This window comes from Flavobacterium sp. P21, assembly GCF_050632225.1.
GTDB lineage: Bacteria > Bacteroidota > Bacteroidia > Flavobacteriales > Flavobacteriaceae > Flavobacterium.
In genome coordinates this window covers 380,348-394,730 of sequence record NZ_CP192585.1, presented here as the reverse complement: position 1 = coordinate 394,730, position 14,383 = coordinate 380,348, and the positions used below count along the sequence as shown (strand labels likewise).

The following is a 14,383-nucleotide window of genomic DNA, read 5'->3' as shown; positions in this document are numbered from 1 at the left end:
TCTTTTAAGATTCTTAATGAATTTCACATATAGTCCCTATGGGACAAAATAATACTGGCGATAAATTTTTCTACCAATATTTAATCTCTCCGAGATATATTTTATGCGGTTAAAATTAAATTCGTCAAAATCATTACGAAATCGTTATAATTAAATCTAAAAATCTTATTTTTATCAAAAATATACAGTAATAAAGACACTTTGTTATGATAACAAAAAAAGTAAATAATGTTCATGAGGCAATTCAAGGAATCGAAAGCGGCATGACAATCATGTTTGGCGGTTTTGGTTTGTGCGGAATTCCTGAAAATACTATTGCGGCATTGGTAAATACATCAATTTCAGATTTGACTTGTATTTCAAATAATGCTGGTGTAGATGATTTTGGATTAGGTTTGCTTTTGCAGAAAAAACAAATCAAGAAAATGATTTCATCTTATGTGGGAGAAAATGCCGAATTTGAACGCCAGATGCTTTCTGGGAATTAGAAGTTGAACTTACACCACAAGGAACTTTAGCAGAAAGATGTCGTGCGGCTCAAGCCGGAATTCCAGCTTTCTTTACACCAGCTGGTTACGGAACCGAAGTTGCTGAAGGAAAAGAAGCGCGCGAATTCAACGGAAAAATGCACATTATGGAAGAAGCCTTCAAAGCAGATTTCTCGATTGTAAAAGCGTGGAAAGGCGATGAGGCCGGAAATCTTATCTTCAAAGGAACTGCCAGAAACTTTAACGCTTGCATGGCCGGCGCCGGAAAAATCACAATTGCCGAAGTTGAGGAACTAGTTCCGGTTGGAACTTTAGATCCAAATCAGATTCACATTCCGGGAATTATGGTGCAACGTATTTTTCAGGGAGAAAAATTTGAAAAGAGAATCGAGCAAAGAACGGTTAGAACGAAGAATTAGATAATTGAGATAATGAGACAATTAGATAATTGTGTTTAAATTATCTAATTATCAAATTCTCTAATTGACACATTTTAAAATATGGCACTTAGTAAAGAAGATATAGCAAAAAGAATTGCAAAAGAGGTAAAAGACCGTTATTTCGTAAATCTAGGAATTGGGATTCCAACTCTAGTAGCGAATTACGTTAGAGAAGATATTGCAGTAGAATTTCAAAGTGAAAACGGCGTTCTTGGAATGGGGCCTTTCCCGTTTGAAGGAGAAGAAGATGCAGATATTATTAACGCAGGAAAACAAACGATTACGACTTTACCGGGAGCAAGTTTTTTGATTCGGCTTTTAGTTTTGGAATGATTCGTAGTCAAAAAGTGGATTTGACCATTCTAGGAGCAATGGAAGTTTCTGAAAACGGAGATATTGCCAACTGGAAAATTCCAGGGAAAATGGTAAAAGGAATGGGAGGTGCTATGGATTTAGTAGCTTCGGCAGAAAATATTATCGTTGCCATGATGCACGTAAACAAAGCAGGAGAATCTAAAATCTTAAAAAAATGTACTTTGCCATTAACAGGTGTAGGATGCGTTAAAAAGGTAGTAACGGAGCTTGCGGTTCTCGAAGTAACCGAAAAAGGTTTTAAGCTCTTAGAACGCGCGCCAGGCGTTTCAGTCGAGCATATCGTCGCTTCAACCGAAGCTAATTTGATTATTGAAGGAGAAATTCCTGAAATGAATTTTTAGATAAGGTACAAAGTTGCAAAGGTTCAAAGTAACAAAGTGATTTATAGTAAAAAGAAAAAACCGCCTTTTGGGCGGTTTTTCTATTTAAAAACTTTGTTCCTCTGTACCTATGAGCCTTTGGAACTTAAAAGATTTAATTTAAATTAAATGAAGCTCCTAAACTGAAAGTAGCTTGATTATTTAAGTGATCAAATACATCATTATCACTGCTGTATTTTGCAATTGGAAAACCAATTTCTGTGAAAACACCAAATCCGTCAGTAAAGAAATAACGACCTCCAATGTGACCTCCAAAATTTTTCAAGCCTAAACTTAAACCTGGATAAACATCTAGTTGTTCTACTCCAATAACACTGCTTAAGTTAGCGTTAATTCTTGCTTTTGCGTCAAAACGATCCTTGAATTCTGGTTTGTAATCATTGTATGGAGTTGGGTGATCACCATAAATACCATTAAAATTGTTTACACCAAGTAAATAATTTGAAACAAAACCAAAAGAGAAATTTTCTCCTAAACCAAAATCAACAGAACCTTGAATTCCAGAACCACCATCTTGTAGATTAGCACCAACATTTACTCTGATATCTCCTTTGCCTGTAAAAGCTTTTTGAGCATTAACAAATCCAAATGATACTAAAAACAAGAGTGTAATAACTTTTTTCATAAACTTAAATATTAATTATTTTGCGGTGCAAATGTATATTTAATATTTTAATTCCTACCTTTTTCATCAGGATATAATTCGTTTAATGGTTCACTTTGCCAGAATTCTTTAGTATCTACATTCAAAATGGTCAGAGGGCCTTTGAAGGCGGCGCCGGTATCAACATTCCAAACACAAGCTTTGTTTACCGGAACGGTTTGCCCAATTCTTGTTACAGGTGTATGTCCGATATATATTTCTTTATAAACCGTAAATCGTTTTGGATAATATAAATCATCGGGCTTTAAATCTGGGTTTAAAGCTAGTGCTGATTCCCAAAGTGTTCTGTCCCAATAAAATAATTTCGGAAAATATTCCCAGACAACACCATTTAAATTGGTAAAACCAGCGTGCACAAAAAGACGATTTTCATCATCAAGGTAATAATCTTTTAAAGATTCTAAAAAGGCAATATGTGTTTTCTTTTTTCTTCGGAAAGTTTAGAGTATCCTTCAACAGTTGCTTTTCCGCCATGTTTGTACCACATTTCTTCATCAAAATCTTCATGCCTGTTTTCAAGCCAGTCAAGTGCCAGCTGATCATGATTTCCTCTGATGCAGATGCATTTTTGTTTGCTTTTAAGATCAATTAAAAAATCGATTACTTCAGCAGATTGGCTCCAGCCGTCCACATAATCGCCAAGAAAAATAAGAGTATCTTCGGTAGTAACTTTCGCTTTATTCAACACTTGCTCAAGTGCGCGTAATCCTCCGTGTATGTCGCCTATAACAAATGTTCGCATTTTTTAAATTTTCGGGTAAGGATTACAAAAATAAAGAAAATGATTTGTTTGGAATCATTTAGTTGTTAATCTTTAAAAATTGATATTATTTATAACTATTGCCAACGTTTTTTTATTGTTTTCCTTTTTAAATTTGTAGCATGTCTGAAACGCCTGCATACCGAAAAATTATTCATATCGACATGGATGCTTTTTATGCTTCTGTCGAGCAGATGGATAATCCGGCTTTGCGCGGAAAACCTGTTGCAGTTGGTGGTTCAGAAAATAGAGGAGTCGTTTCGGCGGCAAGTTATGAAGCCAGAAAATTTGGTGTTCGAAGCGCCATAAGTGGTGTTTTGGCTAAAAAATATTGTCCAGAAATTATCTTCGTACGCCCGAGATTTGACCGCTACAGGGAAATCTCTTCTAAAATCCATAAAATTTTTCATGAATATACTGATTTGGTCGAACCGCTTTCGCTTGACGAAGCCTATTTGGATGTAACTCAAAATAAAAAGGGAAATCCGAGCGCGAGTTTATTGGCACAAGAAATCCGTCTGCGAATTTTAAATGAAGTCGGACTTACAGCATCTGCGGGAATTTCGGTCAATAAATTTGTGGCTAAAATTGCTAGCGACGTAAATAAGCCAAACGGCCAAAAAACGGTAAATCCTGATGAAATTTTAGCTTTTTTGGAAGAATTGCCGATCCGAAAGTTTTATGGCGTCGGAAAAGTGACGACCGAAAAAATGTATCAACTCGGAATTTTCACGGGAGCCGATTTAAAAAGCAAAACAGAAGAATTCTTGGAAAAACATTTCGGAAAATCTGGTGCTTTTTATTATAAAGTGGTTCGAGGTATTCATAATAGTGAAGTAAAACCACATCGAATAACAAAATCGGTCGCCGCAGAACATACTTTTGATATCAATTTATCCTCCGAAATATTCATGCTCGAACAGCTTGAAAAAATTGCCGGATCACTTGAAAAGCGTTTGAAAAAGCATAAGATTTCAGGCAAAACGGTTACCCTGAAAATTAAATACAGTGATTTTACACAACAGACTCGGAGCAAAACGCTCCCTTATTTTATTTCTGATAAAAGTTTGATTTTAGAAGTTGTCGAAGAATTGCTTTATCAGGAAAGGATGAAAGATTCTGTGAGATTACTTGGAATTTCGTTAAGTAATTTAAACACAGAGGAAAAGAAGTCGGTTGTTGTCCAGTTAAAATTTTCGTTTTGATTTGTTATAATATTTAAAAATACGGTTTTCCGTAAAAAAAACTGGAGTTTTCGTTTTATCTTTGAGAGAAAAGATATCAATTAAATCACTCCAAATGAAAAATTCCGACCTTGAAGATCCTTCTTATCGATATTCAGTTCCAATTTTGTCATGGGATTTTCACTACGAATATGTAAATGAATTAAAAGCTCTTGCCGCCGATCTGAAAAAAGTACATCAAATTTCTACGCAATATTCCTGGAATGAAAAAGGACTGAAAATAGAAGAACGCCTTAAAAATGAGGTAATTGTAGTTACTGATTTAAATTTGAAAATCGTTTTTGCTTCAAGTAAAATCAAGAGAATGACAGGCTATACCGAAGCTGAAGTTTTAGGAAACACGCCAAAAATGTTTCAAGGACCAGAAACGTGTCCAACAGCATTGAAAGAAATAAGAGAAGCAATTCAATTAAAAACTTCTTTTGAAAAGACTATAGAAAACTATAAAAAAAACGGAAAAGTGTACAGTTGCCATATCAATGGTTTTCCCGTTTATAATTTTAAAGGTGAAGTATCGCATTTTATTGCTTTTGAGAAAAATGCTCTGAGTGCTTAGTTTTACCACAAGGACGCTAAGTCGCGAAGAAAATAATTTATAAGAAAATAAAAAAACCGCCTTTTGGGCGGTTTTTTTTATGGAAAAAGAAAACTTAGAATCTTAGTTTCTTAGAACCTCAGTGTCTTAGATTATAAATTTTCAAAGAAATCATTTCCTTTATCATCAGTAATGATAAAAGCAGGGAAATCTTTCACAGTAATTTTACGAACAGCTTCCATTCCTAATTCTTCAAAATCAACTACTTCGACTTTCAAGATATTATCTTGCGCCAGAATCGCGACTGGACCTCCAATAGAACCTAAATAGAATCCGCCGTATTTGTTGCAGGCATCTGTAACTTGTTTTGTTCGGTTTCCTTTTGCCAACATTACCATACTTCCGCCATTCTTTTGGAATTCATCAACATAAACGTCCATACGTCCAGCAGTTGTTGGTCCAAAACTTCCTGAAGCCATTCCTTCTGGAGTTTTTGCTGGACCAGCATAATAAACCGGGTGATTTTTGAAATATTCCGGCATTGGTTTTCCGGCATCTAGTAATTCTTTGATTTTTGCGTGCGCAATATCTCGGGCAACAATCACAGTTCCGTTTAATTTTAATCGCGTTTTGATTGGATATTGAGACAATTTAGCCAAAATAGTCGCCATTGGCTGATCTAAATCAACTTCAACTGGTGCTTCTAAATGTGGAGCAGTTTCTGGTAAAAATTGTTTCGGATTTACTTCTAATTGCTCAACAAATATTCCGTCTTTCGTGATTTTTCCTTTGATGTTTCTATCTGCCGAACAAGAAACTCCTAATCCAACTGGGCAAGAAGTCGCGTGACGAGGCAAACGAATTACACGCACATCATGTGTGAAATATTTTCCTCCAAATTGAGCTCCAATTTCACTTTCTTGACAGATTTTCTGAACTCGTTCTTCCCATTCTAAATCACGAAATGCCTGACCAGCCATGTTTCCTGAAGTTGGAAGATGGTCATAATATCCTGCAGATGCTTTTTTGACAGCGCTTAAGTTCGCTTCCGCAGAAGTACCGCCAATTACCAAAGCCAAGTGATAAGGAGGACAAGCAGAAGTTCCTAAGTCTTTGATTTTTGCACGAATAAATGCATCCAGAGATTTATCGTTTAATAACGATTTTGTTTGCTGATATAAATAAGTTTTATTCGCAGATCCTCCACCTTTTGCCATAAACAAGAACTCGTAAGAAGCTCCTTTTTTAGCATAAATATCAATTTGTGCTGGAAGATTTGAACCTGAATTCTTTTCTTCAAACATCGAAATCGGAACGATTTGTGAATAACGTAAGTTGCGTTTTTGGTATGTATTAAAAATTCCTTTGCTCAACCATTCTGCATCATCAACACCGGTAAAAATGTTTTCACCTTTTTTAGCCATTACAATTGCAGTTCCAGTATCCTGGCAACTTGGCAATTGTCCTTCAGCGACTACTGAAGCATTTTGAAGCAAATTGTAAGCAACAAAACGATCATTGTCTGTAGCTTCGGGATCGTCAAGAATGTTTCTTAGTTTTTGTAAATGCGATGTTCTTAGCATGAAGGAAACATCGGTTAAAGCTTCTTCAGCCAATAATTCTAAACCTTTTGGATCTACAGTCAATATTTCACGTTCTCCAAATTTTTCAACTTTTACAAAATCAGAGGTGATTTTGCGGTATTGTGTCTCATCCTTCAAAATTGGATAAGGATCTTGGTATATAAAATCAATCATTGTTTTGTTTTTTTACAAAGTTAGAAATTATTTACCTAAGAAAGAATTTGAATTAGGAAGGTTTGTGTGTATTAATTTATTGCGGAAAAATACATATATGTTGAGTTGAAGTTTTAAAAAAACCAAGTCGCCACAAAGATCGCAGTAATCACGCAAATCAAATCAACCAAAAGCATTGTGCCCAAAGCATAACGTGTATTTTTGATATTTACAGATCCAAAATAAACCGCAATTACATAAAAAGTACTTTCGGCACTGCATTGAAAAATACTGCTTAATCTAGCTGTTAAAGAATCGGCGCCAAAAGTATTCATCGAATCGATCAAGAAACCTCGCGATCCTGCAGAGCTAAACGGACGCAACATTGCAACTGGCAAGGCATTCGTGATTTCTTTGCTTACTCCTAAATTTGAGAATATAAATCCGATTCCGTCACTAATGATTTCAAATAAACCGCTGTTTCTGAATAGTGAAATTGCAACTAACATCCCTAAAACATAAGGAAAAATCGTTACTCCTGTTTTAACTCCGTTATTTGCTCCAACAACAAAAGTGTCGAAAACGGTAGTGTCGGCATCTTTGAATTTTTTCTCGTGCATGAAAGAGAAAATCAAAGTAAAAAGAACAATCGTAAGCAAAATTAAACCTGAAAGATTAGAAGTAAAGTAATTTTTTCCGATCAAGTCCAAATGATTCACATACAACAGTAAACCTACAATAGCGGCAATCATAGTAATTAAACCAATTAGAAGTGAAGCACTTTTAAAATTGATTTTTTGTTTGATTCCAACAATCAGGAAGGCGGCAATTGTACCAATAAAAGAAGTAATAACACACGGAAGTATTACATCGGCTGGATTTGTAGCATTTCGTCATGAAGACGATAGCCAATAATTGAAGTTGCAATCAAAGTTAAGCCTGAAGCGTGTAGACACATAAACATAATTTGCGCGTCGCTGGCTTTGTCTTTTTCCGGATTAATTTCCTGTAAACTTTCCATTGCTTTTAATCCAAATGGCGTTGCGACCGAATCTAATCCCAAGAAATTGGCGACAAAGTTTAAAGTCATATAAGAAATCGAAGGGTGATTTTTAGGAATACTCGGAAACACTTTCACAAAAACTGGACTTAAAGTTTTGGCTAATTTTCCAGAAGCTCCAGAAATGATTAAAAGTTCCATTAATCCGCAGAAAAAAGCTAAATAGGCAATAAGTGGCAAAATCAAATCAACCAAAGTAGTTTTACAAGTTGGCAATAAACCATCAGATTTTTGAAGACCGCTATAAATTTTTACGGTTTTGTTTTTGAAAACGTAGGTCGTGTCTGCATTTAGCGTATCACGATTGATAATCATGGTTTGATCTTTGGCTTTCGAAATGCTGTCTTTGATGAATGCTGGAAGTTCTTCAACGTATTTTTCAGAAATCAAAATTGGGTCGTCTTTTTTCCATTCAAAACAGAATCAATCGTATAAGTATTGGCAGTGAATAAACTGAATACAATAAAAACAATCGAAGAAATAAAAATCGTTAACCAAAATCTGCTCAATACCATAATTGTAATTTTTTGTAAATGTAATTATTTAGCAATAATAAGCATAAAGATTTAAGAAACGAAACAGGAAGTTATGGTTATGAACGATAATTTTTTAATTAAAATTCGGTTTATTCAATAACAATTTTGGTTCCCAAATACGTTTCAAAAGACTTAATGCCTTCAAATAAAATCTGTTTTTTATCTGTTTCAAAATCCTTAAAAAACTCTGTTTCGATTTTAGCGTGATCTTTTTTGATCGTTCTTTTCCAGATTCCAATCACTTTTCCATTTTCTAAAATTATCGGTTTGAAAATGCCGTTATTGGTAAAAACTTTCGATTGATGTGCTGTATTGAACGAAGCATCGCGTGTTTTATACGAAATTAAAATCTCATCAAAAGCGGGAAGAAAATGCACGCTTTCGCGAAAGTGATCCGCATCTTTAACCTCTTTTTTAAACCAATATTTCTGATTATCAATAGTAATAAGGTTTAATTGCAACTCTATTGCGTTAATGGCTTTTTGGCAAATTGTAGGTGGAAAACCCGACCACCAAGAAAAATCAAGCACTGTTGCCGGACCATGACTTTCAAAATAGCGCCGCGCAAGTTTTGCTAAAGCTTCTTCTTTTGTTAGCACATTTTTTGGCCTCGGAACTCTTTCTTCAAGCAAAGCATAAGTAATTTGCTTGCCTTTCATTTTTCCATTGCAAACCAAGCCATCCAATTCGGCGTTCATCATAATGGTCGCGCTTAAAAAATCAGCACTTGAAGTTTTTTTGATATTAAGCTCCTGCATGATTTCTTCACGAGTTAAATGATTATTTCCAGATAAAAGTTTTTCAATTGCGTCATTTGCCTGATTTAGCTTTTTGTCATCATAATCAAATTTTTTGGCCGCAGAAGCTGTAAAACGTTTCACCTGTGGCGCAGAAAGATCCAACATCCAGTAAATGTCTTCAGCCGAAACAAAATGCCAAGTTGGACGCAGAATATGGGTTCGTATAATTTTGCCCGAATTTATAGCTTCTTCCACCTCTTTTTCGGTTGCATCACAACGAGAACCAATCGCCCATTTTGCCATTGCGTAATCCTGTGCCTGCATAGCGCCAAAATGACGCACAACTTCTTGTGGAGAACATTGAGTTGTTTTATATAGTTTTTGAGCAACCAAACGATGATGTGAAATTTCCTCGTGAGTCATTTTTTTAAACCATTTAAGTTATTGAAGTTCATTTAAACATTTTAGAAAAAAACTTAGAATCTTAGCAACTTAAAGACTAAACATGAATAATCTCCTCGTCAATCAATAAATCTTCTCGACGCAAGCGAAGAAAAATTTGCGCTACAGCAATTGTATCTTTTTCGCAATACGTAATAATTCGGTCGATGTCTTTTTCGACATAATAGACATGAGCAACCTGACTTCCGTCGATATCGCCTTTTGGAGAAGGAACTCCAAGAATTTTGGTCAATAATTTTAACGAAGTAAAATGTTTGTAATCACCAAATTTCCATAACTCCAAAGTATCTAAATGCGGTATTTCCCAAGGCTTTTTGCCAAATAAGTTCAATTTATCAGGAATTGGCATTTGATTGATGATCATTCTTCGAGCAATAAACGGAATATCAAATTCTTTTGAATTATGTCCACACATTAAGTGTTGTGGCTGATTGAAATGATTATTGACCAGGTTCGAAAAGTCTTTTAAAATTTTCTTTTCTTCACCAAAAAAGAAGTTACTCTAAAATTTCTAATATCTCCTTTGATAGTAAAAAAACCGACAGAAATGCAGATAATTTTTCCAAATTCAGCCCAAATTCCGGCGCGATCGTAAAATTCTTCTGGCGTAAAATCGTCTTTTCGCTGATATTGCGTTTTTAGATCCCAAAGTGTCTGCATTTCAGCGTCAAGCGAATTGAAATTTTCTTCTTCAGGAACAGTTTCAATATCAAGAAATAATATGTTGTTTAGGTTTACTTTTTCGATCATATTTTTTTAGCCACGAATTGCACGAATAACACTAATTTTATTATTTGGTATAAATGTACACAAATTTGATTTTTTAATTTATCATAAATATAAATTGAATGAATTTTCTTAATATTTTATGAAGTTAATAAATCGACAGGTTTATAAAGAATATTCGTGGGAATTATTGGAATTAGTGGCAAACTAAAACAAACTTTGTTGTTTAATTGGATTTTCATGCTCCAAAAGCCATTTTTTGCGTGACAATCCGCCGGCATATCCGGTTAAAGATCCATTTGTTCCAATAACTCTGTGGCAGGGAACTACAATCCAAAGCGGATTTTTGCCATTTGCAGATGCTACGGCACGAATCGCTTTTACATCACCAAGCTTTTTGGTCTGATCCATATAGCTTACGGTTTTTCCATATGGAATTTCTAGTAAAGCTTTCCAGACTTTTTGCTGAAATTCGGTTCCTTGCGGATTCAGTTTAAGATCAAAATCGGTTCTTTTGCCTTCGAAATATTCATTTAATTGCAGAACTGCGTCTTGTAAAACTTCTGGTATAATTTCCGAGACTTCATTTGTGCCAACATCAGAAACAGAAATTACAGAAATACCGTTTTCATCTCCAATAATTTTGGTGATTCCTAAAGGCGAATTGATGTAAACTGTTTCCATGTTTTTATTTTACCGCAAAGTTTTTTTACCGCAAAGGCGCGAAGGTATACGCAAAGTTCGCAAAGTTTTTTTAAACCATATAAGTTATGTAAGTAATTTATGTTTTATTGGCTTGTTTATAATTTTATCAGGCCTTCGACTTCCCTAAGACTGAAATTGATCGCTTTAGTAATTGCTAAGTTCAAATTTATATTTTAAAACAGTCTCAATTTTTTCACTCGAAATAAGCTTTTTAATGTTCGATTTTTCAGAACTGAACTTCGGTTCTGGCAAATTCATTTTAATCGCTTTTTGAGTATAATATTCTTCTCTTGTTGGGTGAAAAGGCGCAACGGCGTTAAAAACTTCATTCCATTTTGACTGATTTATGATTTCTTCAATAATGCTGATGCAGTCGTTTAGATGAATTAAATTTACTGGCGCGTCAGGATTTTCAAGGTTTTCTTTTCCGGCTAAATGTTTTACCGGATGACGGTCTTCGCCAATTAATCCGCCGAAACGGAGAATTGTAGTCTGGAATTTTTTGTTTTCAAGAAGAATATTTTCAGCCAAAAGCAATTGTTTGCCGCTTTCTGTTTCTGGATTAGGAATAGTTTCTTCGTTTATGAGTTCATTTTCATCGCCGTAAACGGAAGTTGAGCTCACAAAAAGAACTTTAGTAACAGAAGATTTTTCGATAAACGGAATTAGATTTTTGATTTTTTCTACAAAAACCTTCTTTTCAGAGTTTGGATCGATGGTTCTTAATTTTGGCGGAATATCTATAATTAAGATTTCACTTTCAGACAAAAATGCATTGATAGATTCAGAGATGCTTTCGCTTTCAAGCGCAACCAAAAACGGATTTATTCCTGCATCTTTTAAAATGGCGAGTTTATTTTCTGAAGTTGTTGAGCCGTTTATCGAATTTCCTTTTTCAATCAGTTTTATTGCCAAAGGAAATCCAAGCCAGCCACAACCAAGGATGCTTATTTTTGTCATTTTTTTATTTTGAGGTGCAAAGGTACAAAGGTGCAAAGTTTTTTGTTTTACGCAGATTTAAAATGATTTAAGCTGATTTTGTAGATAATCATTTATAAATTTAAATCTGCTCAATCTGCCAAATCTGCGTGAAACAAAAACTTTACAAAGTTAAAGTAAATCGGACTTTATCTTTTCCGGTTGCGCCCATTCTGTTGTAAAATTTAATTGCTCTTGTGTTGAATTCTGGAGTTTGCCATTGAATGTTGACACAATTGTTTTGTTTTCCGATTTCTTTTAATCTTTCGATTAAGATTTCACCAATTCCAAAACCTCTCGTTTCTTCTTCCAAAAACAAGCAGTCCATGTAGAGAAAGTTTTGCGCGTTCCAAGTAGAAAAATCAAAAGTATAAGAAGTATAACCGACAATGGTTTCTTCTGTAGCCACAACTAAACAATATAATTTTGGATTTTTCCCAAATAAAGCATTCTTTAATCCTTCTTCTTTTCCTTCCGGAGAAAACTCGGCTTTTTCGAATTCTGCATGTTTTTGGAGTAAAATTAAGAGTTTAGGTAAATCTTTGATTTCACAATTTCGTATTAAATATTCCATTGTAGATTAATTTCGGTTTGCAGAAAGTTGATGAAATGATGGAAATAATCCGGATAATTTTCATTGGCGCGGGTTGCGATGAAATGTTTTCGTTTTAAACCATTTTTCCCGACTTTAATTGCTCGTATGGGACTTGATTTTAGATGCGGTTGAAGCGCCCATTTTGCCATTGACATTACACCCATATCAGCTTTTACCATTTCCAAAGAAGCTTCTGTCAGTGGCATCGGTGTAATTTTCTTTGGTGAAATTTTGGCTGGAGCCAAAAGAAATTGATGAATGGTAACTGTTTCCATCGGAAGCGAATGAATAATTAGATGTTCATTTACAAAATCTTCGGCGACGACATATTTTTTATCCGTCCAAGGATGATTTTCAGAAACGACCATTACGACTTCATCCTGAAAAAGCTCGGTATATTTGATGTTATTATCTTTGATGGTATCGCTTATAATGGCAATGTCGATTGTATTATCCAGAAGTTTTTGAAGCGGAATATGAGTAGCCTCGATTACAATTTTCAATTCAACATTTGGATACAAAAGATGAAACTGTTTTAAAACCGAAGGAAGCCAATGATAACTCGAGAAACATTCAGTACTGATTCGGATTTCACCATATTCGCCAAAAACCATTTGTTTGATTTGCGTTTGTGTTTCTGAGAGTTTATTCAGAATTTCGTTAGCGAGTTCATAGATTTTTTCGCCGGCTTTTGTTAAAACCAGTTTTTTATTGGTTCGTAAAAATATAGCCGTACCCAATTGATATTCGGCTTCTTTGAGTTGATGGCTCAATGCCGATTGTGTCAAATGAAGTTTGTCTATGGCTTTTGTGATGCTTCCTTCTTCGACAATTGCTTTTATCAATTTTAAGTGACGTATTTCCATTTTGAAACGTATTTCTACAAAGTAACAAAATTTTAGAGTGGCTTTTGTATGAAAAAAAGTAATGCTCTTGATGAATTCTTTTCGTTTTTATGGTGTTTGATGTTCGGCTAATTTTGGAAAAGTAAAACATCAAAACTTAAACAACATGGAAGCACAAATTAAACATTATGAAAACAAACTAGCTTTTGAAATGGATCCGTCTGATTTATTCGAAGCTTTAAATAATGGCGAAAAAATAATCGTAATCGATGCTAGAAGGGCTTTTGGTTACGATGAAGAACATATTCCGAATGCAATTAATATTCCGCATCGTGAAATGAATTTAGAAACGACACAACATTTAGACAAAGATGTTTTGTATGTTACATATTGCACCGGAATTGGTTGTAACGCATCAACAAAAGGAGCTTTGAACATGACAAAATTAGGTTTTAAAGTAAAAGAGCTAATTGGCGGACTGGAGTGGTGGAAAATCGACGGCTACGCAACCGAAGGCTCAAAAGGTGAAAAACAAGGTTTGAAAATTGAATGTGCGTGTTAAGTCTTAAAGGTTCTAAGATTCTAAGGTACTAAGATTAAAAAAAGCACTATTTTCATAGTGCTTTTTATTTTTTTACATATGTTAAGAAACCTTAGTACCTTAGAATCTTAGCATCTTAGAACCTAATTTTAACCCTCAATTAAAGCTTTTAAACCTTGAAGAATTGGATTTTCTTCACCTTGTGGTTCTTCTTGTACCGCTCCTGGTCGATTATCTTCTTGAATTATTTCGAGTTTTGTTTTCTGGTTTTCTTCCGTCAAAACATAGTTCATTATGAAATAATTCTCTGGTTTGTCTTCTAGTTCTGGCCTTGGGAAAAACAAAGAATATTTGATTTTCTGATTAGGAGCAACTTCTAAAACCGTTCCCCATTGTTCAAAAACTTGGCCTTCCCATTCATTTCTAAATCTGATTTTGCTACCAGTTTTCCAATCCGTGATTAAATCACTTCCGTATTGCCATTGTTTGACCAATTCTGGTTTTGTTAAGGCATTCCATACTTTTTCGACTGGGGCATTCAAAACGATTGTAGAAATATTTGTTGCCATTTTA

The 14,383-nt window shown here is 34.6% G+C and carries 11 protein-coding genes and 5 pseudogenes; 5 read left to right on the top strand and 11 right to left on the bottom strand.

Translation table 11 applies throughout. The features are described from left to right. Window positions 1-206: 206 nt before the first annotated feature. Together ACQ9BO_RS01930 and ACQ9BO_RS01925 are read left to right on the top strand one after the other, a co-directional pair. Window positions 207-907, top strand: a pseudogene (locus ACQ9BO_RS01930) (CoA transferase subunit A). A gap of 81 nt (window positions 908-988) precedes the next feature. Continuing rightward, window positions 989-1,644, top strand: a pseudogene (locus ACQ9BO_RS01925) (3-oxoacid CoA-transferase subunit B). Window positions 1,645-1,777: 133 nt separating this feature from the next. Here the strand turns inward: ACQ9BO_RS01925 and ACQ9BO_RS01920 are convergent. After that, complete coding sequence (locus ACQ9BO_RS01920) at window positions 1,778-2,308, bottom strand: DUF6646 family protein (RefSeq protein WP_035652704.1); 531 nt, start codon at window positions 2,306-2,308, stop codon at window positions 1,778-1,780. A gap of 47 nt (window positions 2,309-2,355) precedes the next feature. Continuing rightward, a pseudogene (locus ACQ9BO_RS01915) lies at window positions 2,356-3,089 on the bottom strand (metallophosphoesterase family protein). Window positions 3,090-3,229: 140 nt separating this feature from the next. Here ACQ9BO_RS01915 and dinB point away from each other — a divergent pair. Together dinB and ACQ9BO_RS01905 are read left to right on the top strand one after the other, a co-directional pair. Then, window positions 3,230-4,312 (top strand): DNA polymerase IV, encoded by a 1,083-nt coding sequence (dinB, locus tag ACQ9BO_RS01910; RefSeq protein ID WP_431243431.1) that lies wholly within the window; start codon window positions 3,230-3,232, stop codon window positions 4,310-4,312. A gap of 94 nt (window positions 4,313-4,406) precedes the next feature. Beyond that, complete coding sequence (locus tag ACQ9BO_RS01905) at window positions 4,407-4,907, top strand: PAS domain-containing protein (RefSeq protein WP_431243430.1); 501 nt, start codon at window positions 4,407-4,409, stop codon at window positions 4,905-4,907. A gap of 131 nt (window positions 4,908-5,038) precedes the next feature. Here the strand turns inward: ACQ9BO_RS01905 and ACQ9BO_RS01900 are convergent, their stop codons facing one another. The 8 genes and pseudogenes from ACQ9BO_RS01900 to ACQ9BO_RS01865 form a co-directional block, all read right to left on the bottom strand. Continuing rightward, window positions 5,039-6,643 (bottom strand): fumarate hydratase, encoded by a 1,605-nt coding sequence (locus tag ACQ9BO_RS01900; protein ID WP_431243429.1) that lies wholly within the window; start codon window positions 6,641-6,643, stop codon window positions 5,039-5,041. A gap of 113 nt (window positions 6,644-6,756) precedes the next feature. Next, a pseudogene (locus ACQ9BO_RS01895) lies at window positions 6,757-8,197 on the bottom strand (nucleoside recognition domain-containing protein). A gap of 110 nt (window positions 8,198-8,307) precedes the next feature. After that, complete coding sequence (locus ACQ9BO_RS01890; protein WP_431243428.1) at window positions 8,308-9,381, bottom strand: winged helix DNA-binding domain-containing protein; 1,074 nt, start codon at window positions 9,379-9,381, stop codon at window positions 8,308-8,310. A gap of 76 nt (window positions 9,382-9,457) precedes the next feature. After that, window positions 9,458-10,170: pseudogene (locus ACQ9BO_RS01885) on the bottom strand (3'-5' exonuclease). Between the two features lie 183 nt (window positions 10,171-10,353). Further along, window positions 10,354-10,830 carry a methylated-DNA--[protein]-cysteine S-methyltransferase gene (locus ACQ9BO_RS01880; protein WP_431243427.1) on the bottom strand — a complete coding sequence of 159 codons (477 nt, stop codon included), beginning with the start codon at window positions 10,828-10,830 and terminating at the stop codon, window positions 10,354-10,356. Window positions 10,831-10,995: 165 nt separating this feature from the next. Next, window positions 10,996-11,811: an SDR family NAD(P)-dependent oxidoreductase gene (locus ACQ9BO_RS01875; RefSeq protein WP_431243426.1), complete on the bottom strand. Its 816-nt coding sequence runs from the start codon at window positions 11,809-11,811 to the stop codon at window positions 10,996-10,998. A 142-nt stretch (window positions 11,812-11,953) separates the two neighbouring features. Then, the gene (locus ACQ9BO_RS01870) at window positions 11,954-12,403 is read right to left on the bottom strand and encodes a GNAT family N-acetyltransferase (RefSeq protein WP_431243425.1); all 450 of its coding nucleotides are present in this window, start codon (window positions 12,401-12,403) and stop codon (window positions 11,954-11,956) included. Continuing rightward, window positions 12,391-13,290, bottom strand: a complete 900-nt coding sequence (locus ACQ9BO_RS01865) for a LysR family transcriptional regulator (RefSeq protein WP_431243424.1) — start codon at window positions 13,288-13,290, stop codon at window positions 12,391-12,393. The genes ACQ9BO_RS01870 and ACQ9BO_RS01865 overlap by 13 nt, the downstream gene beginning before the upstream one ends. Window positions 13,291-13,435: 145 nt before the next feature. Between ACQ9BO_RS01865 and ACQ9BO_RS01860 the strand changes: the two genes are divergently transcribed. After that, window positions 13,436-13,831 (top strand): rhodanese-like domain-containing protein, encoded by a 396-nt coding sequence (locus ACQ9BO_RS01860; protein WP_431243423.1) that lies wholly within the window; start codon window positions 13,436-13,438, stop codon window positions 13,829-13,831. A 128-nt stretch (window positions 13,832-13,959) separates the two neighbouring features. Here the strand turns inward: ACQ9BO_RS01860 and ACQ9BO_RS01855 are convergent, their stop codons facing one another. Then, window positions 13,960-14,379 carry an SRPBCC family protein gene (locus tag ACQ9BO_RS01855; protein WP_431243422.1) on the bottom strand — a complete coding sequence of 140 codons (420 nt, stop codon included), beginning with the start codon at window positions 14,377-14,379 and terminating at the stop codon, window positions 13,960-13,962. Window positions 14,380-14,383 lie beyond the last annotated feature (4 nt).

Bases quoted from the DNA above. Each gene is read 5' to 3' on its own strand.
- ACQ9BO_RS01920 (WP_035652704.1), bottom strand. From the start codon at position 2,308: ATGAAAAAAGTTATTACACTCTTGTTTTTAGTATCATTTGGATTTGTT.
- dinB (WP_431243431.1), top strand. From the start codon at position 3,230: ATGTCTGAAACGCCTGCATACCGAAAAATTATTCATATCGACATGGAT.
- ACQ9BO_RS01905 (WP_431243430.1), top strand. From the start codon at position 4,407: ATGAAAAATTCCGACCTTGAAGATCCTTCTTATCGATATTCAGTTCCA.
- ACQ9BO_RS01900 (WP_431243429.1), bottom strand. From the start codon at position 6,643: ATGATTGATTTTATATACCAAGATCCTTATCCAATTTTGAAGGATGAG.
- ACQ9BO_RS01890 (WP_431243428.1), bottom strand. From the start codon at position 9,381: ATGACTCACGAGGAAATTTCACATCATCGTTTGGTTGCTCAAAAACTA.
- ACQ9BO_RS01880 (WP_431243427.1), bottom strand. From the start codon at position 10,830: ATGGAAACAGTTTACATCAATTCGCCTTTAGGAATCACCAAAATTATT.
- ACQ9BO_RS01875 (WP_431243426.1), bottom strand. From the start codon at position 11,811: ATGACAAAAATAAGCATCCTTGGTTGTGGCTGGCTTGGATTTCCTTTG.
- ACQ9BO_RS01870 (WP_431243425.1), bottom strand. From the start codon at position 12,403: ATGGAATATTTAATACGAAATTGTGAAATCAAAGATTTACCTAAACTC.
- ACQ9BO_RS01865 (WP_431243424.1), bottom strand. From the start codon at position 13,290: ATGGAAATACGTCACTTAAAATTGATAAAAGCAATTGTCGAAGAAGGA.
- ACQ9BO_RS01860 (WP_431243423.1), top strand. From the start codon at position 13,436: ATGGAAGCACAAATTAAACATTATGAAAACAAACTAGCTTTTGAAATG.
- ACQ9BO_RS01855 (WP_431243422.1), bottom strand. From the start codon at position 14,379: ATGGCAACAAATATTTCTACAATCGTTTTGAATGCCCCAGTCGAAAAA.